Genomic DNA, 16,873 nt, shown 5'->3' with positions numbered 1-16,873 from the left:
TCCAACCAGCCCCAAAACGTTCCCGCTCGTGGCTTCTTCTCGAAAAATTCTTTCCGAGGTGGCTGGGTGCTGCCGGTTGGGGGCGAATGTGCCGTATCGCGTGGCTGTGTCGTCGTACGGATTCGCGTCGGATCGGTGGTGGTCGGCCCTCCCGGCTGGGTTGCCGGTTGTTCTTGAGGACGTGCCCGGAGCCTAAATGGTTCATGCCTGGAAGGGAACGTGATGTGTGCTTCACTCCATCGAGGGATCGAACAGGTATACGACTCTCGACTAGTCTACGTTTCAGACGTGGGTGGCGTGACAACGGCTCTACCAGGCCTCGGTACCCTCTCACCGGTGACAAGTGACGTGCCCTTACCCATGAGGGCCCCATCTGAAATTCAGCGAGGAGCGAACCGCGTGACCGCCGAGACGTCCGTGCCGTCCACAGCGCTGCTGGCAGGAGCAGACCGGGACGGTTCCAACTACACCGCGCGGCACCTGCTCGTCCTCGAGGGGCTCGAGGCCGTGCGGAAACGCCCCGGGATGTACATCGGGTCGACCGACAGCCGCGGTCTGATGCACTGCCTGTGGGAGATCATCGACAACTCGGTGGACGAGGCCCTCGGGGGCCACTGCGACCACATCGAGGTGATCCTCCACGACGACGGTTCGGTGGAGGTCCGGGACAACGGCCGCGGCATCCCGGTCGACGTGGAACCCAAGACAGGCCTCTCCGGTGTCGAGGTCGTCATGACCAAGCTGCACGCCGGCGGCAAGTTCGGCGGCGGCTCGTACGCCGCGTCCGGCGGACTGCACGGCGTCGGCGCGTCCGTCGTCAACGCGCTGTCCGCGCGGCTGGACGTCGAGGTGGACCGCGGCGGGCACACCCACGCGATCAGCTTCCGCCGGGGGGTCCCCGGCGCCTTCGCCGCCGCGGGCCCCGACGCGAAGTTCGAGGCCGGGAGCGGGGTGCGCAAGGCCAAGAAGATCCCGAAGACCCGCAGCGGCACCCGGGTGCGCTACTGGGCCGACCGCCAGATCTTCCTCAAGGACGCCAGGCTCACCCTGGAGACCCTGCACCAGCGTGCCCGCCAGACCGCTTTCCTGGTGCCCGGCCTGACCATCGTCGTCCGCGACGAGTACGGGCTCGGCGACGGCGACAGCAAAGGCGAGGAGTCCTTCCGCTTCGACGGCGGCATCAGCGAGTTCTGCGAGTTCCTGGCCACCGACAAGGCCGTCTGCGACACCCTCCGCTTCACGGGCCAGGGCAGCTTCAAGGAGACGGTCCCGGTTCTGGACGAGCACGGCCAGATGACACCCACCGAGATGACCCGCGAACTCGGTGTCGACGTCGCGATGCGCTGGGGGACCGGCTACGACACGACGCTCCGGTCGTTCGTCAACATCATCGCCACCCCCAAGGGGGGCACCCACGTCGCCGGTTTCGAGCAGGCCGTCGCCAAGACGGTGAACGAGGTGCTGCGCACCAAGAAGCTGCTGCGCGTGGCCGAGGACGACATCGTCAAGGACGACGCCCTGGAGGGCCTCACGGCCGTCGTCACCGTCCGCCTGGCCGAGCCGCAGTTCGAGGGCCAGACCAAGGAGGTCCTCGGCACCTCGGCGGCCCGCCGCATCGTGAACACGGTGATCTCCCGGGAGCTCAAGGCCTTCCTGACCTCCACCAAGCGCGATGACGCCCAGCAGGCCCGGGTCGTCCTGGAGAAGGCCGTCGCGGCGGCCCGTACCCGTATCGCCGCCCGCCAGCACAAGGACGCCCAGCGCCGCAAGACCGCGCTGGAAACCTCCTCCCTGCCCGCCAAGCTGGCCGACTGCCGCAGCGACGACGTCGAGCGCAGTGAGCTGTTCATCGTCGAGGGGGACTCCGCGCTCGGTACGGCCAAGCTCGCCCGGAACTCCGAGTTCCAGGCGCTGCTGCCGATCCGCGGCAAGATCCTCAACGTTCAGAAGTCGTCCGTGACGGACATGCTGAAGAACGCGGAGTGCGGTGCGATCATCCAGGTCATAGGGGCCGGCTCGGGGCGGACCTTCGACATCGACGCGGCCCGCTACGGCAAGATCATCATGATGACCGACGCCGATGTGGACGGCTCCCACATCCGCACCCTGCTCCTGACGCTGTTCCACCGCTACATGCGGCCCATGGTCGAGTCCGGCCGGGTGTTCGCCGCGGTGCCGCCGCTGCACCGCATCGAACTCGTCCAGCCCAAGAAGGGGCAGGAGAAGTACGTCTACACGTACTCGGACCGCGAACTGCGCGACAAGCTGATGGACTTCCAGACCAAGGGCATCCGCTACAAGGACTCGATCCAGCGCTACAAGGGCCTCGGCGAGATGGACGCCGACCAGCTGGCCGAGACCACCATGGACCCGCGTCACCGCACCCTGCGCCGGATCAACCTCACCGATCTGGACTCCGCCGAGCATGTCTTCGATCTGCTCATGGGCAACGACGTCGCTCCGCGCAAGGAGTTCATCTCCAACTCGGCGGCGACGCTCGACCGGTCGCGCATCGACGCGTAGCGGGCCCGCCGTCACCTGATGGGGTGAAGTGGAACGGGAAGAAGAGTCAGGGATCTTCCCGTTCTGTCCATCCTTGGGCATGCAGCAAAGCAATGATCGTCCCCACCCGGGTGGAGGCGGTCCCGCAGACGTGGGTCACGACGATCCCTGGTACGACGCCCTCGCCTCGGGCTGGGGTGAGTCGACCGGCACCGGAGCGCCGCCGGCGGTGCACCCGGCGCCTCCGTCGGTGAGGCCGGCGGCGGAACCGGCGGCACGTCGGCCGGAGGGGGCCGCGGACACGGCCGACGTGTACCTCCAGGTGCAGCGCAGCGCGGCGTTCCAGGAAGTGCGCAGCCGCTACCGGAGGTTCGTGGTCCCGGCGGTCGTCGTCTTCTGCGCCTGGTACGTGGCGTACGTCGTCGCCGCCACGGCCGCGCCGGACCTCATGGCCCGACCGGTGGCCGGCGCCGTGAACGTGGGACTGCTCGCCGGGCTCGGCCAGTTCCTGACCACCTTCGTGCTCACCTGGGCCTACACCCGGCACGCACGGCTGCGCAGGGACCGGGCCGCGCTGGAACTCCGCTGGGACACCCAGGAGTTGGCGCGGGAGCGGGGCGGTGTCTCGTGACGGAGGATCACCAGGCGCTGGCGCTGCTGCTGTTCAGCGCGTTCGTCGCGGTCACGCTGGGGATCACCACCTGGGTGAGCCGCAGACGGCAGGGATCGGCCGAGGAGTTCTACGCCGGTGGCCGGCTCTTCTCGCCGATGGAGAATGGTTTTGCCATCGCGGGCGACTACATGTCGGCCGCTTCCTTCCTCGGCATCTCCGGGCTGATCGCGCTCTTCGGCTACGACGGGATGCTGTACTCGGTGGGCTTCCTGGTGGCCTGGCTCGTGGTCCTGTTCCTGGTCGCGGAACTGGTGCGCAACTGCGGGCGGTTCACCCTCGCCGACGTGGTGGCGGCACGGATGCGGGAACGGCCCGTGCGGATCGCTGCGGGAACCTCGTCGGTCACCGTGTCCGTTCTGTACCTGGTAGCGCAGATGGTGGGCGCGGGCAGCCTGGTCGCGCTGCTGCTCGGCGGCCGGAGCGAGGCGGCGCAGGCCTGGACCGTCGTCGGGGTCGGCGCGCTGATGGTGGTCTACGTCTCGTTGGGAGGGATGCGGGCCACCACCTGGATCCAGATCGTCAAGGCGGTCCTGCTGCTCGGCGGCACCATCGCGCTGACCGTCCTCGTCCTGCTCCGGTTCCACGGCGACTTCAACCGCCTGCTGCTCACGGCGGCCGAGCGCAGCGGTCACGGGGAGGCGTTCCTGGCCCCCGGGCTCGCCTACGGCGGGGACTGGACCTCCCGGTTCGACTTCGTCAGTCTGGGGCTCGCCCTGGTGCTGGGCACGGCGGGGCTGCCGCACATCCTGTCCCGCTTCTACACCGTCCCGACCGCGCGGGCGGCCCGGCGGTCGGTCGTCTGGTCGATCGGGCTCATCGGCGGGTTCTACCTGATGACGATCGTCCTCGGGTTCGGCGCGGCCGCCGTCGTCGGACCGGAGGCCGTGCGCGGGTCCAACGCGGCCGGGAACACGGCAGTCCCCCTGCTGGCGCTCGACCTCGGCGGCGGCGCCGACTCCACCGGTGGAACAGTTCTGTTCGCGATCGTCGCAGCGGTCGCCTTCGCCACGATCCTCGCCGTCGTCGCCGGGATCACGCTCGCCTCCTCGGCGTCCGTCGCCCACGACCTGTACGCGTCCGTGCGCCGCCGTGGGAAGCCGCACAGCGAGGTGACCGTGGCCCGGGTGGCCGCCGTCGGCATCGGCGTGCTCGCGATCGCGCTCGGACTGCTGGCCCGCGACCTCAACGTCGCCTTCCTCGTCGGGCTGGCCTTCGCCGTGGCCGCCTCCGCCAACCTGCCCGTGCTGCTCTACTCCCTGTTCTGGCGGGGGTTCACCACCAGTGGCGCCGTGTGGGCCGTCTACGGCGGCCTGATCCCGGCCATGGTGCTGGTGCTGCTGTCCCCGGTGGTCTCCGGCAGCCCCGACTCCCTGTTCCCCGGCGTCGACTTCCAGCTCTTCCCGCTCCAGAACCCCGGTCTGGTCTCCATCCCGCTGGGCTTCCTGGCGGGCTGGCTCGGCACGGTCACCTCGGCCGAGGCCCCCGACGAGGCCAAGCACGCGGAGACCGAGGTGCGGTCGCTGACCGGCGCGGGGGCGGTGTGACGCCCGGACCCTGGGGCCTCACGCGTCCTCAGGCGCGGCCCGCCCACACGTAACGGTGCTCCGGGCGGCCCGCGTCGCCGGACTTGAGGGTCAGCGTGGCCCGTCCCGTGCGCTCCAGGAGCTTGAGATAGCGCTGCGCCGTCTGGCGGCTGACCCCTGTGCGGTCGGCGAGTTCCTGGGCCGACAGCGGGCCGCCGGCGTTCATCAGGCTCCGGCGTACCAGCTCCGCGGTGGTGGGGGAGTGCCCCTTGGGCAGAGCGGGCTCCGCCGCCGACGCCGACAGGGCGCCGAAGATGCGGTCCACCTCGGCCTGTTCCGCCTCGCCGCCGCCGTCCAGGGTGCGGCGCAGTTCCGCGTAGGCCTCCAGCTTGGCGCGCAGTCCGGTGAAGGCGAACGGCTTGACCAGGTACTGCAGTACGCCCTGCCGCATCGCCGCCTGCACGGTGGCGACGTCCCGCGCCGCCGTCACCATGATCACATCGGTCTGGTGGCCGCGCCCGCGCATCTCCCGGACGACCTCGAGGCCCGTCCGGTCGGGCAGACAGTGGTCCAGGAGCACCAGATCCAGCCGCGGGAGCGTCTCCAGCAGGGTGAGCGCCGCGGCCGCGCTGTGCGCCTGGCCGGCCACGTGGAAGCCGGGCACCTTCTCGACGTAGGCGGCGTGGACGTGTGCGACCCGGACGTCGTCGTCCACGACCAGGACCTCGATCATCAGGGCTCCTCCTCGGTGGTCTGCGGGACGGACAGGGGCACGGACAAGGGCACGGACACGAGGCCGGACGCCCCGGTGAGGGCGGCCGGCGGACCGGGCTCGGTCAGTGCCTCGGGCAGGATCACGGTGAACTCCGCGCCCCCGCCGTCCGCCTCGTCCACGGTCGCGGCGCCACCCTGGCGTTCGGCGAGCCGGCGGACGAGGGAGAGCCCGATGCCCCGGTCGCGGTGGTCCGGCGGCTTCTTGGTGGACCAGCCCTCAGTGAAGATCAACTCGCGTTGCTCCGCGGGAATTCCGGGCCCGGTGTCGCGTACACCGAGCACCGCCGTACGCCCCTCGGCGCGCAGTTCGACCTCCACGCGCGCGTGCGGTGTGCCCGCGACGGCGTCGAGCGCGTTGTCCACCAGGTTCCCGACGACGGTGACCAGGCCCCCGGGGTCGATCAGCCGGTCCGGCAGCCGTGTCCGGTCCGTGATCCACAGGGCCACGCCCCGCTCGGCCGCGACCGTCGCCTTGCCCACCAGCAGGGCGGCGAGCAGCGGGTCGCGGATTTTCTCGGTGATCTGCTCCGCCGTCACCCGGTGATCGCCGACGACCTCGCCGACGAACTCCACGGCGTCGTCGTACATCTCGAGTTCGAGCAGCCCGAGCAGGGTGTGCATGCGGTTGGCGTGCTCGTGGTCCTGGGCGCGCAGCGCGTCGATCAGCCCGCGCGTGGAGTCCAGTTCCCGGCCGAGCCGGTCCAGCTCCGTCCGGTCGCGGAGGGTGGCCACGGCGCCGCCGTCGCCGGTCGGCATGCGGTTGGCGACCAGGACGCGCTGCCCGCGGACGGTGAGCAGGTCGGCGCCGGTCACCCGGCCGGCCAGCACGTCGGCCGTCCGGCCCGTGCCGAGCGCCTCGTCGGGGAAGCGGCCCACGGCCTCGTCACCGAGGTCCAGCAGGCGCCGGGCCTCGTCGTTGAGGAGGCGGACCCGGCCGGTGCGGTCGAGGGCGACGACGCCCTCCCGGATGCCGTGCAGCATCGCCTCGCGCTCCGCGAGCAGCGCCGCGATGTCGGAGAAGGCCAGGTCCCTGGTCTGCCGCTGCACCCGCCGGGAGACGAGCCAGGCCGCGAGCGCGCCCACCGCCAGCGCCCCGCCCGCGTACGCGAAGAGCCCCGGGATCGCGTGGATCAGCCGGGCCCGGACACTGTCGTAGGCGATGCCGACCGAGACCGCCCCGATGATCTCGCCGTCGCCGTCGCGCAGCGGGACCTTGCCGCGTGCGGAGCGCCCCAGCGTGCCGTCGTCGATCTCCATGACCTCGTGCCCCGCCAGGGCCTCGCCGGGATCGGTCGAGACCGGATCGCCGATCCTGCGGGGGTCGGTGTGCGACCAGCGCACGCCCCGGCGGTCCAGCACCACCACGTACTCGGCGCCGGTGGCCTTCCGGATCCGTTCCGCCTCCCGCTGCACCGGTCCGTCCGGCGTGGGCGACGTGCTCCGCAGGTCCCGCGCGATCTGTGACTGCTGGGCGGTGGTCTGGGCGATGGCGAGCGCGCGGCGCATCGCCTGGTCGTCCAGCTGGGCACCGAGCGGCGCGAGGAACAGCCCGGTCGCGAGCACCGCGACTCCCGCGGCGATCGACAGCTGCATCATCAGGACCTGCGAGAAGACCCGCCGCGGCAGACCGAGGCGCAGGTGGCGGGTGAGGGGGGTGGCGCGCATGTCCATGACGGTACGTGGGCGGGCACCGGGGGCTGCGGCGGATGTGGCACGGATCGGCTCGCACCTGCGGGGAGGGGGCGCTGTCCGTGGGAGGAGGGCCGCCGGGCCTGCGGGGAGGGCCGCTGTCCGTGGACGATCGCGTGCGGCCGGTCAGCTCGCGAGTGCCCTCACGGTCACCTCGCGCACCGCCACCACGTCCATCCGCGCGGGTGAGCCCAGCACCGACGTCCCGCAGCTCTCCGCGCGGGGCGGCAGGGACGCGCCCTGCGCCACCTCCACCCGCCACCGACGCCCGTCGGCGTGTGCGACGAGCACCTGCCAGCGCGGTGCCGCGCCGTCCGTCCGTACGACGGTCAGCGCCTCGGCGGCGTACTCGCCCGCCTCGGTCCGCACGGCCAGCTCGGCCGCCTGGCCGGGGCGCTCCCAGGCGGAGCTCCCGCGGCACCCCGCCACGAGGATCCGGCCCTCCCGCACGCCGTGCAGCGCCTCCTTGACGGTGTGCGTCCCGGCCCTGCCGTACGCGTAGCCGTGGGGCAGCACGAGCACCGTCGGCGCGAACCGGTGCCCGCCCAGATGGGTGACCTCCCAGACGCCCTGGACCCCGGAGGCGGTGAGTTCGGCCGCCAGGGGGCGCCCGAGGAGTGCGCAGCAGCGATCGCGTTTGCCGTTGGTGCAGACGAGGGCGAGCGGGTCCCCGCCGTGCGGCCGTCCGCCGAGCGTCCCGTCGAAGGTGTCGCTCCGCCCCCTGCCGAGAGCGGAGAAGTCGAGGTCGAGCAGTCGCTCGGGGTCCGTGGTCGCGGCGGTGTGCAGCCACGTGTTTCCCGGAACGGTGTGGGCCGCGTACACCCGGCGGGTGGCGGGCCTCCGGGGGTCCGCGTGCCGTCCCGGGCGCCGGATGAGGGCGATCCGCACTCCGGTGCCCTTCGTGGCGGCCTCCAGGGCGCGGCCCAGAGCGGGGTCGAGGTGGCTCGACGTGAGCGCCTTGGCGCCCCAGGGGCCGGGCTGCTCCAGCAGGAGCCAGGTCCTCGCGGTGGCAGCGGTCCCCGCGACGGGCTCGTCGAGCTCGCGGGACACGGTTGAGCACGTACTCACAGAGGTGAGCCTAACCTGAGTTGTTCCGAGGCGGTCTTCCGGCTCACGGGTACCCCGCTCCGGCGGTGGCAGAGCATGACCCGGTCGGCGCGCATATCCTGGCGGGTCAGTCGGTTCGCGGACACACGCCGAGGCGTGAGCCGGTGGACGCGAGGGTGTGAGAGGGGTCGCGGAGTGGAGCGCAGCAGCGGTCGGCAGATTCCGGTCGTCGTCCTGGCCGGGTTTCTCGGATCAGGAAAGACCACCCTGCTCAACCACCTCCTCCACCACAGCGGCGGCAGCCGTATCGGGGCCGTCGTCAACGACTTCGGCGCCATCGAGATCGACGCCATGGCCGTGGCCGGCGCGCTCGGCGACTCGACCCTCTCGCTCGGGAACGGGTGTCTGTGCTGCGCCGTCGACGGCAGCGAGCTGGACGTGTATCTCGAGCGGCTGGCACGGCCGTCCGCCGGGATCGACGTCATCGTCATCGAGGCCAGCGGTCTCGCCGAGCCGCAGGAGATCGTACGGATGGTGCTCGCCAGCGAGCACCCCGACATCGTGTACGGCGGGCTCGTCGAGGTCGTGGACGCCGCCGAGTTCGCGCGGACACGCGCCGGGCACCCCGAGATCGACCGGCATCTCGGCCTGGCCGATCTGGTCGTCGTGAACAAAATCGACCGGGCGGCGGACGCGGAGCGCGTGCTCGACGTCGTGCGGTCGCTCGTCGACCGCGCCGCCGTCGTTCCCGCCACGCACGGCCGTGTCGATCCGGAGTTCCTCTTCGACTGCCGGCCCGGTGAGGAACGCGTCGGGCAGCTCTCCTTCGACGACCTGCCCCGGCACGGCCCCACCGACGCCGACGAGCACACGGGGCACCTGCACGCCGCGTACGACAGCCTGTCCTTCGCCTCCGCCGCACCCCTCGACCCCCGGCGGCTGATCCGGTTCCTCGACAGCCGGCCGGAAGGGCTCTACCGGATCAAGGGGTACATCGACTTCGGGCCGTACGACACCGGGAACCGGTACGCCGTGCATGCCGTCGGCCGGTTCCTGCGGTTCTCCCCGGAAGCCTGGCCGGCCGGCGCGGAGCGGCTGACGCAGCTGGTGCTCATCGGGACCGGCATCGACGCCGCCACGCTCCGCAAGGAGCTGGAGGCCTGCGTCGCCGACGTCCCGCACCCCGATGCCCCGCACCCCGACGAGCAGGGCATGTGGGGCGTTCTGCGCTATGTGCAGGAGCCCGATGACCAGCGGGGTTAGGGCACCCCGCCGGTGCGGGGCGGCGGGGTCAGGACGGTCCCGCCACCACCGCCACCGTCTTCGGCAGGGGCACCCCCGAGCCGTCGCGGCGCGGGTCGGGTTCCGGCAGGTCGACCGGAGCGCCGTTCTTCTGTGAAGCGCGGGCCGGAACGGGACCGGCCCAGGCCAGGGACAGGCAGTCCTCGCCCTTGAGGAACCGCTGGCAGCGCACCCCGCCGGTGGCCCGGCCCTTGCGCGGATACTGGTCGAACGGGGTCAGCTTGGCCGTCGTCTGGACGGAGTCGTCCAGCGTGCCGCGTGAGCCCGCGACCGTGAACACCATCGCGTCCACCGCCGGATCGACCGCCGTGAAGACGATGACCTTCGCGCCCTCCCCGAGCTTGATGCCCGCGACACCGCCGGCGGGACGGCCCTGCGGACGGACCTGCGAGGCCTGGTAACGCAGCAGTTGCGCGTCGTCCGTGATGAAGACCAGGTCCTCCTCACCCGTGCGCAGTTCGACGGCACCGACGATCCGGTCGCCCTCCTTGAGCGTGATGACCTCCAGCTCCTCCTTGTTGGAGGGGTAGTCGGGCACGACGCGCTTGACGACGCCCTGTTCCGTACCGAGAGCGAGGCCCGGCGACGACTCGTCGAGCGTCGTCAGACAGATCACCCGCTCACCGTCCTCCAGGGAGACCAACTCCGGGATCGGCACTCCGCCCGAGAGGTTCGGGGCCGGCATCGCCTCCGGCAGCTGCGGGAGGTCGACGACGTTCACCCGCAGCAGACGCCCCGTCGAGGTGACCACGCCCACCTCGCCCCGGGCGGTGGCCGGCACCGCCGAGACGATCATGTCGTGCTTGACCCGCTTGGCGTGCGCGCCCTTGGGGAACGGTTTCGCGTCCGCGGTACGGGCGATCAGGCCCGTGTCGGACAGCAGCACCCGGCACGGGTCGTCCGCCACCTGAAGCGGCACGGCGGCGACCGGCATGGCGGACCCGTCCAGCAGGACCGTACGGCGGTCGTTACCGAACTTCTTGGCCACCGCGGCCAGTTCGGACGAGACCAGCTTGCGCAGCTCCGCGTCCGACTCCAGGATGCGGGTCAGTTCCTCGATCTCCGTGGTCAACCGCTCCTGCTCCGCCTCCAGTTCGATGCGGTCGAACTTGGTGAGGCGGCGCAGGGGGGTGTCCAGGATGTACTGCGTCTGGACGTCGCTCAGGGAGAAGCGTTCCATCAGACGCTGCTTCGCCTGCGCGGAGTTCTCGCTGGAGCGGATGAGGCGGATGACCTCGTCGATGTCCACCAGGGCGGTGAGCAGGCCCTCGACCAGGTGCAGACGGTCGCGCCGCTTGCCGCGGCGGAACTCCGAGCGGCGGCGTACGACCTCGAAACGGTGGTCGAGATAGACCTCGAGCAGTTCCTTGAGGCCCAGGGTGAGCGGCTGGCCGTCCACCAGGGCCACGTTGTTGATGCCGAAGGACTCCTCCATGGGCGTCAGCTTGTACAACTGCTCCAGGACCGCCTCCGGCACGAAGCCGTTCTTGATCTCGACGACCAGGCGCAGACCGTGCGCCCGGTCGGTGAGGTCCTTGACGTCGGCGATGCCCAGGAGCTTCTTCGAGCCGACCAGGTCCTTGATCTTGGAAATCACCTTCTCCGGGCCGACCGTGAACGGCAGCTCGGTGATGACCAGGCCCTTCCTGCGGGCCGTCACGTCCTCCACGGTGACCGTCGCGCGGATCTTGAAGGTGCCGCGGCCCTTCTCGTACGCGTCCCGGATGCCCGGGAGGCCGACGATCCTGCCGCCCGTCGGCAGGTCGGGGCCCGGTACGTGGCGCATCAGGGCGTCGAGATCGGCGTTCGGATACCGGATCAGGTGCCGGGCGGCCGCGATCACCTCGCGGAGGTTGTGCGGCGGCATGTTGGTGGCCATGCCGACCGCGATGCCCGACGCCCCGTTCACCAGGAGGTTCGGGAACGCGGCGGGCAGGGTCACCGGCTCCTGCTCCTGGCCGTCGTAGTTGGGCGCGAAGTCGACCGTGTCCTCGTCGATGGACTCGGTCATCAGGCTCGTGGCCTCGGTCATCCGGCTCTCGGTGTACCGCATGGCGGCCGGCGGGTCGTCGTTGCCCAGGGAGCCGAAGTTGCCGTGGCCGTCGACCAGCGGGACCCGCATGGAGAAGGGCTGCGCCATGCGCACCAGGGCGTCGTAGATCGACGCGTCACCGTGCGGGTGCAGCTTGCCCATGACCTCGCCGACCACGCGCGCGCACTTCACATAGCCGCGGTCGGGGCGCAGGCCCATCTCGTTCATCTGGTAGACGATGCGGCGGTGCACCGGCTTCATGCCGTCGCGCGCGTCCGGCAGGGCGCGGGAGTAGATGACCGAGTACGCGTACTCGAGAAAGGAGCCCTGCATCTCGTCGACGACGTCGATGTCGAGGATCCGCTCCTCGTACGAGTCGTCGGGCGGCGGGGTCTTCGTGCTGCGGCGGGCCATCGCTGCCGGCTCCTTGCTGAGGCGTGGGACGGTATCTGACGCGGACCATTGTGGACCGCCGCACCGACAACCGGGGACCAGGACCCCGCCGTGGCCCTCCGTCGGGAGCCGCGGCCGGTGGCGGGAGCAGAGTACGCGCACGCGCTGTCGGCGCCGCGAGCGGGCCGGAGCCCCGGCCCGCGAAGGGGCCGGTGAAGGAGGCAGCGAAGGGACGGCGAAGGGACGGCGCCGGGGAGATCCCACACACCCCACGGACCACGTCCGCATCCTCCCGCCCCACCCGGAACCCACGGTTCTCGCTCTGGGCGAACCGGTCCCCGTCCGGGAACTCCGTCAGTGGCCCGAACGCTTGCATACAGTGGCAGGACCGGCACAAACGGCGGATGCGACGACCGCCTCCGCGATCGAAGGGACATACATGCCCATGGGTCACACGGCCACAGCCCAGGCAGGCTCCGGCGGCCTGACAGCGACCGAGCACCGTTTGGCCAACGGCCTGCGCGTGGTGCTCTCCGAGGACCATCTGACCCCTGTCGCGGCGGTGTGCCTCTGGTACGACGTCGGTTCGCGCCACGAGGTCAAGGGGCGCACCGGCCTGGCTCACCTTTTCGAGCACCTGATGTTCCAGGGCTCCGGGCAGGTGAAGGGCAACGGCCACTTCGAGCTGGTCCAGGGCGCCGGAGGCTCGCTCAACGGCACCACCAGCTTCGAGCGGACCAACTACTTCGAGACCATGCCGACCCACCAGCTGGAGCTCGCCCTCTGGCTGGAAGCCGACCGCATGGGCTCCCTGCTGGCCGCCCTGGACGAGGAGTCCATGGAGAACCAGCGGGACGTCGTCAAGAACGAGCGCCGCCAGCGCTACGACAACGTCCCCTACGGCACGGCCTTCGAGAAGCTGACCGCCCTCGCCTTCCCCGACGGCCACCCGTACCACCACACGCCCATCGGCTCGATGGCGGACCTGGACGCGGCCACCCTGGAGGACGCCCGCGCCTTCTTCCGCACGTACTACGCGCCGAACAACGCCGTGCTCTCCGTCGTCGGCGACATCGACCCGGAGCAGACGCTCGCCTGGATCGAGAAGTACTTCGGCTCCATCCCCTCCCACGACGGCAAGCCCGAGCCCCGCGACGGCTCGCTGCCCGAGACCATCGGCGAGGAGCTGCGTGAGTTCGTCGAGGAGGAGGTCCCCGCGCGTGCGCTGATGGCCGCCTACCGGCTGCCCGAGGACGGCACGCGCGCGAGCGACGCCGCGGACCTGGCGCTCACCGTCCTCGGCGGCGGCGAGTCCTCCCGGCTCTACAACCGGCTGGTGCGCCGGGACCGCACGGCCGTGGCGGCCGGATTCGGCCTGCTCCGGCTGGCCGGGGCGCCCTCCCTGGGCTGGCTGGACGTGAAGGCGTCCGGCGATGTGGAGGTGCCGGTCATCGAGGCGGCGATCGACGAGGAACTCACCCGGTTCGCCGAGGAGGGCCCCACGGCCGAGGAGATGGAGCGCGCCCAGGCCCAGTTGGAGCGCGAGTGGCTGGACCGGCTCAGCACCGTCGCCGGCCGGGCCGACGAACTGTGCCGGTACGCCGTCCTGTTCGGTGACCCGCAGCTCGCCCTCACCGCCGTCGGGCGCATCCTCGACGTGACCGCCGAGGACGTCCGTGAGGTCGCCGAGGCCCGTCTGCGCCCGGACAACCGCGCGGTGCTCGTCTACGAGCCCGTCGCCCCCGAGGCCGGGGAGTCCGAAGAAGCAGTGGCCGCCGGCGCCGAAGAAGCCGCGGCCGCCGGCACCGACGAGAACGAGGAGACGGCGAAGTGACCGAGCTTGCCACGATGGACTTCCACCCCCAGCCGCAGGCGGGCGAGGCCAAGCCCTGGGCCTTCCCGGCCCCCGAGCGCACCACGCTCGGCAACGGTCTGACCGTCCTGCGCTGCCACCGTCCCGGCCAGCAGATCGTCGCGGTCGAGGTACTGCTCGACGCGCCCCTGGAGGCCGAGCCCGACGGTCTCGACGGGGTCGCCACGATCATGGCGAGGGCGTTCTCCGAGGGCACCGACAAGCACTCCGCCGAGGAGTTCGCCGCCGAACTGGAGCGCTGCGGCGCCACCCTGGACGCCTACGCCGACCACCCCGGCGTGCGCCTGAGCCTCGAGGTGCCGGCCTCCCGGCTCGCCAAGGGGCTCGGGCTGCTCGCCGACGCCCTCAGGGCGCCCGCGTTCGCGGACAGCGAGGTCGAACGCCTCGTCCGCAACCGGCTCGACGAGATCCCGCACGAGCTGGCCAACCCCTCCCGCCGCGCCGCCAAGGAACTCTCCAAGGAGCTGTTCCCGGCGACCGCGCGGATGTCCCGCCCGCGGCAGGGCACCGAGGAGACGGTGGCCGGCATCGACTCGTCGGCCGTACGCGCCTTCCACGAGAAGCACGTCCGCCCCGCGACCGCCACCGCGGTGGTCGTCGGTGACCTCACCGGCATCGACCTGGACGAACTGCTCGGTGACACCCTCGGCTCCTGGACCGGATCGGCCGCCGAGGCGCGGCCCGTTCCGCCGATCGTCGCCGACGACACCGGCCGGGTCGTGATCGTGGACCGCCCCGGCGCCGTGCAGACGCAGCTGCTGATCGGCCGGGTCGGCGCGGACCGGCACGACCGCGTGTGGCCCGCGCAGGTGCTCGGCACCTACTGCCTCGGCGGCACCCTCACCTCCCGCCTGGACCGCGTCCTGCGCGAGGAGAAGGGCTACACCTACGGCGTACGGTCGTTCGGCCAGGTCCTGAGGTCCGCGCCCCCTTCCTCCTCCGGAGGGGCCACGGGCGCTGCCATGCTCGCCATCAGCGGCTCCGTCGACACCCCGAACACCGGACCCGCGCTCGAGGACCTGTGGACGGTGCTGCGCACGCTCGCCGCGGAGGGCCTCACCGACGCCGAGCGTGACGTCGCCGTGCAGAACCTGGTGGGGGTCGCGCCGCTCAAGTACGAGACCGCCTCGGCCGTCGCCGGCACCCTGGCCGACCAGGTGGAGCAGCACCTGGCCGACGACTACCAGGCCGAGTTGTACCGCCGGCTCGCCACCACCGGCACCGTGGAGGCCACCGCGGCCGTGGTGAACGCCTTCCCGGTGGACCGTCTGGTGACCGTCCTGGTCGGCGACGCGGCGCAGATCAAGGCGCCCGTCGAGGCGCTCGGCATCGGCGCGGTCACGGTCGTGCCCGCCGAGTAGCCGGCGCACGCAGGCGCAGCGCACGCGCGGACGGGCCCTGGTGGCGCGAAAGTCACCAGGGCCCGCCTGTGCCCGAATTGGGGTGGAGTAGTCCTGTCTGCCCTGTGGGATGCGCTACAAAAGTCGGGATCCGTTTGGGAATCGAAAGACGCCCCGCCTAGCGTCGTCCGGGCTGTTCGTCGGGCAGTGCGCCGCACCCGCGGCACCGGACAGCCATCGCCGAGTCCCCGCACGGCGCGAGCCAGGGGAGCCGTGGACCGGATCACGCAGTCCCTGAGGTGAATCGGACGCCCGCGCCCGGCGCGAGGGGACCCGTGGGAGACCTTCCTGCTCCGGACCTTCCCCCAGGGCCTGAACGGCCTGGGGAGACCCCCACGCCGACCCGGTAGGCGAGAGGGAAGGAAAGGACCACCCCCTGCATGGCGTTCACCCGCGTCACCGGGAAGCACCGTCGTCCCGGCCGCATGCACCGCGGCACCGCCAGGGCGGCGGGCGTCGCGGCCCTCACCACCACCGGCGTGGTCGGCTCCCTCGCACCCTCGGCGCTCGCCGCCGGACCCGCCGCGCAGCAGACCGGTCTGACCCCCGTCGTCGCCCTGGGTGACGAAGCCGCCGCCCAGGTCGAGGCCCAGGCGGCCGCTCAGCACGAGGCCGCACGGGAAGCGGCCCGGGCCGCCGCGCGCGAGGCCGCGGAGGAGGCCGCACGGGAGAGGGCGGCCGAGGCGGCCCGCGAGGCCGAGGAGCGTGCCGCGCGGGAGGCCGAGCGCAAGCGCCTCAACACCTTCGTGTCCCCGATCGCGGGTTCCTACGTCTCGACCGGTTACCTGTCCGGCGGCGCCGTCTGGTCCTCCGGCAGTCACACCGGGGTCGACTTCCACGCCGCGAGCGGCACCCCCGTGCTCTCGGTCGGCCTGGGCACCGTCGTGGAGGCCGGCTGGGGCGGCGCCTACGGCAACCAGGTCGTCATCAAGATGCACGACGGCACCTACACCCAGTACGGCCACCTGTCGGCCGTCGTCGTCTCGGTGGGACAGCAGGTCACCCCGGGACAGCGGATCGGCGTCTCCGGCGCCACCGGCAACGTCACCGGCGCGCATCTGCACTTCGAGGTCCGTACGACCGCCGAGTACGGCTCCGACATCGACCCGGTCGCCTACCTCCGCGCGCACGGCGTGAACCTCTGAGCCGAACGGAGAACGGAGCCGCGCCGCCCGGAAGGGCGGCGCGGCTCCACTCGCCGACGGAGGATCCGGAAGATCCGGAGAACCTGTCAGACGGTCTCGGGGAGCTCCTCGAGACCCTCGGAGACCAGCTTCGCCAGACGGTCCAGGGCGGCGTCTGCGCCCTCGGCGTCGGAGGCGAGGACGATCTCCTCGCCGCCCTGGGCGCCCAGGCCCAGAACGGCCAGCATGGAGGCCGCGTTGACGGGGTTGCCGTCAGCCTTGGCGATCGTCACCGGGACGCCTGCGGCCGTGGCGGCTCGGACGAAGATGGAGGCGGGACGGGCGTGGAGGCCCTCGGTCCAGCCGACGTTGACGCGGCGCTCAGCCATGTGTTGCTGCCCTTCGGTGTTCAGGTTGTCTAGACCAGTTTCCCATATCGGGAACCACGCCGGGAGCGGAACCCGTTCCCGCTCCCGGCGACACCGGACCGCGGCCTCGGTCCGGCTCGTGCCCCCACAGACTGCCTCGCGCCGTCGTCGTA

At 71.6% G+C, this 16,873-nt stretch carries 12 protein-coding genes; 7 read left to right on the top strand and 5 right to left on the bottom strand.

All coding sequences use genetic code 11. The features are described from left to right. Positions 1-399 precede the first annotated feature (399 nt). The 3 genes from ACTWJ9_RS07830 (at position 400) to ACTWJ9_RS07820 (ending at position 4,719) form a co-directional block, all read left to right on the top strand. Positions 400-2,523: a DNA gyrase/topoisomerase IV subunit B gene (locus ACTWJ9_RS07830; protein WP_279333418.1), complete on the top strand. Its 2,124-nt coding sequence runs from the start codon at positions 400-402 to the stop codon at positions 2,521-2,523. Between the two features lie 79 nt (positions 2,524-2,602). Continuing rightward, positions 2,603-3,133, top strand: a complete 531-nt coding sequence (locus ACTWJ9_RS07825; RefSeq protein ID WP_387035770.1) for a DUF485 domain-containing protein — start codon at positions 2,603-2,605, stop codon at positions 3,131-3,133. Continuing rightward, positions 3,130-4,719 (top strand): solute symporter family protein, encoded by a 1,590-nt coding sequence (locus tag ACTWJ9_RS07820; protein ID WP_387035661.1) that lies wholly within the window; start codon positions 3,130-3,132, stop codon positions 4,717-4,719. Before ACTWJ9_RS07825 ends, ACTWJ9_RS07820 begins: the two co-directional genes overlap by 4 nt. A 28-nt stretch (positions 4,720-4,747) precedes the next feature. Here the strand turns inward: ACTWJ9_RS07820 and ACTWJ9_RS07815 are convergent, their stop codons facing one another. The 3 genes from ACTWJ9_RS07815 to ACTWJ9_RS07805 all read right to left on the bottom strand — a co-directional run bounded on the left by ACTWJ9_RS07815 (position 4,748) and on the right by ACTWJ9_RS07805 (position 8,229). Further along, positions 4,748-5,431: a response regulator gene (locus ACTWJ9_RS07815; RefSeq protein ID WP_443295496.1), complete on the bottom strand. Its 684-nt coding sequence runs from the start codon at positions 5,429-5,431 to the stop codon at positions 4,748-4,750. Continuing rightward, positions 5,431-7,137 carry a sensor histidine kinase gene (locus ACTWJ9_RS07810; RefSeq protein WP_387035659.1) on the bottom strand — a complete coding sequence of 569 codons (1,707 nt, stop codon included), beginning with the start codon at positions 7,135-7,137 and terminating at the stop codon, positions 5,431-5,433. Before ACTWJ9_RS07810 ends, ACTWJ9_RS07815 begins: the two co-directional genes overlap by 1 nt. Positions 7,138-7,287: 150 nt before the next feature. Continuing rightward, positions 7,288-8,229: a sucrase ferredoxin gene (locus tag ACTWJ9_RS07805; RefSeq protein ID WP_279333413.1), complete on the bottom strand. Its 942-nt coding sequence runs from the start codon at positions 8,227-8,229 to the stop codon at positions 7,288-7,290. 174 nt (positions 8,230-8,403) lie between these two features. Between ACTWJ9_RS07805 and ACTWJ9_RS07800 the strand changes: the two genes are divergently transcribed. Then, positions 8,404-9,471, top strand: coding sequence for a CobW family GTP-binding protein (locus ACTWJ9_RS07800; protein ID WP_387035657.1), 1,068 nt, complete (start codon positions 8,404-8,406; stop codon positions 9,469-9,471). Between the two features lie 28 nt (positions 9,472-9,499). Here ACTWJ9_RS07800 and ACTWJ9_RS07795 read toward each other — a convergent pair whose 3' ends face one another. Further along, positions 9,500-11,956: a DNA gyrase/topoisomerase IV subunit A gene (locus ACTWJ9_RS07795; RefSeq protein WP_387035655.1), complete on the bottom strand. Its 2,457-nt coding sequence runs from the start codon at positions 11,954-11,956 to the stop codon at positions 9,500-9,502. A 424-nt stretch (positions 11,957-12,380) separates the two neighbouring features. Here ACTWJ9_RS07795 and ACTWJ9_RS07790 point away from each other — a divergent pair, with 424 nt between their 5' ends. The 3 genes from ACTWJ9_RS07790 (at position 12,381) to ACTWJ9_RS07780 (ending at position 16,353) form a co-directional block, all read left to right on the top strand. Continuing rightward, complete coding sequence (locus ACTWJ9_RS07790) at positions 12,381-13,769, top strand: M16 family metallopeptidase (protein ID WP_443295495.1); 1,389 nt, start codon at positions 12,381-12,383, stop codon at positions 13,767-13,769. Continuing rightward, positions 13,766-15,169, top strand: a complete 1,404-nt coding sequence (locus ACTWJ9_RS07785) for a M16 family metallopeptidase (protein WP_279333410.1) — start codon at positions 13,766-13,768, stop codon at positions 15,167-15,169. Before ACTWJ9_RS07790 ends, ACTWJ9_RS07785 begins: the two co-directional genes overlap by 4 nt. Positions 15,170-15,588: 419 nt before the next feature. Next, entirely contained in the window at positions 15,589-16,353 is a 765-nt protein-coding gene (locus ACTWJ9_RS07780; RefSeq protein WP_279333409.1) for a M23 family metallopeptidase, read from the top strand. Positions 16,354-16,439: 86 nt separating this feature from the next. Here ACTWJ9_RS07780 and ACTWJ9_RS07775 read toward each other — a convergent pair whose 3' ends face one another. Further along, positions 16,440-16,721, bottom strand: coding sequence for an HPr family phosphocarrier protein (locus ACTWJ9_RS07775; protein ID WP_443295494.1), 282 nt, complete (start codon positions 16,719-16,721; stop codon positions 16,440-16,442). Positions 16,722-16,873: the final 152 nt, after the last annotated feature.

It is taken from the genome of Streptomyces sp. GDS52 (genome assembly GCF_052246875.1).
Taxonomy (GTDB): domain Bacteria; phylum Actinomycetota; class Actinomycetes; order Streptomycetales; family Streptomycetaceae; genus Streptomyces; species Streptomyces cathayae.
Note: the sequence above shows the minus strand (reverse complement) of the source record. Positions and strands in the feature narration are given on the sequence as shown.

Bases quoted from the DNA above. Each gene is read 5' to 3' on its own strand.
- ACTWJ9_RS07825 (WP_387035770.1), top strand. From the start codon at position 2,603: ATGCAGCAAAGCAATGATCGTCCCCACCCGGGTGGAGGCGGTCCCGCA.
- ACTWJ9_RS07815 (WP_443295496.1), bottom strand. From the start codon at position 5,431: ATGATCGAGGTCCTGGTCGTGGACGACGACGTCCGGGTCGCACACGTC.
- ACTWJ9_RS07810 (WP_387035659.1), bottom strand. From the start codon at position 7,137: ATGCGCGCCACCCCCCTCACCCGCCACCTGCGCCTCGGTCTGCCGCGG.
- ACTWJ9_RS07795 (WP_387035655.1), bottom strand. From the start codon at position 11,956: ATGGCCCGCCGCAGCACGAAGACCCCGCCGCCCGACGACTCGTACGAG.
- ACTWJ9_RS07790 (WP_443295495.1), top strand. From the start codon at position 12,381: ATGGGTCACACGGCCACAGCCCAGGCAGGCTCCGGCGGCCTGACAGCG.
- ACTWJ9_RS07780 (WP_279333409.1), top strand. From the start codon at position 15,589: ATGGCGTTCACCCGCGTCACCGGGAAGCACCGTCGTCCCGGCCGCATG.
- ACTWJ9_RS07775 (WP_443295494.1), bottom strand. From the start codon at position 16,721: ATGGCTGAGCGCCGCGTCAACGTCGGCTGGACCGAGGGCCTCCACGCC.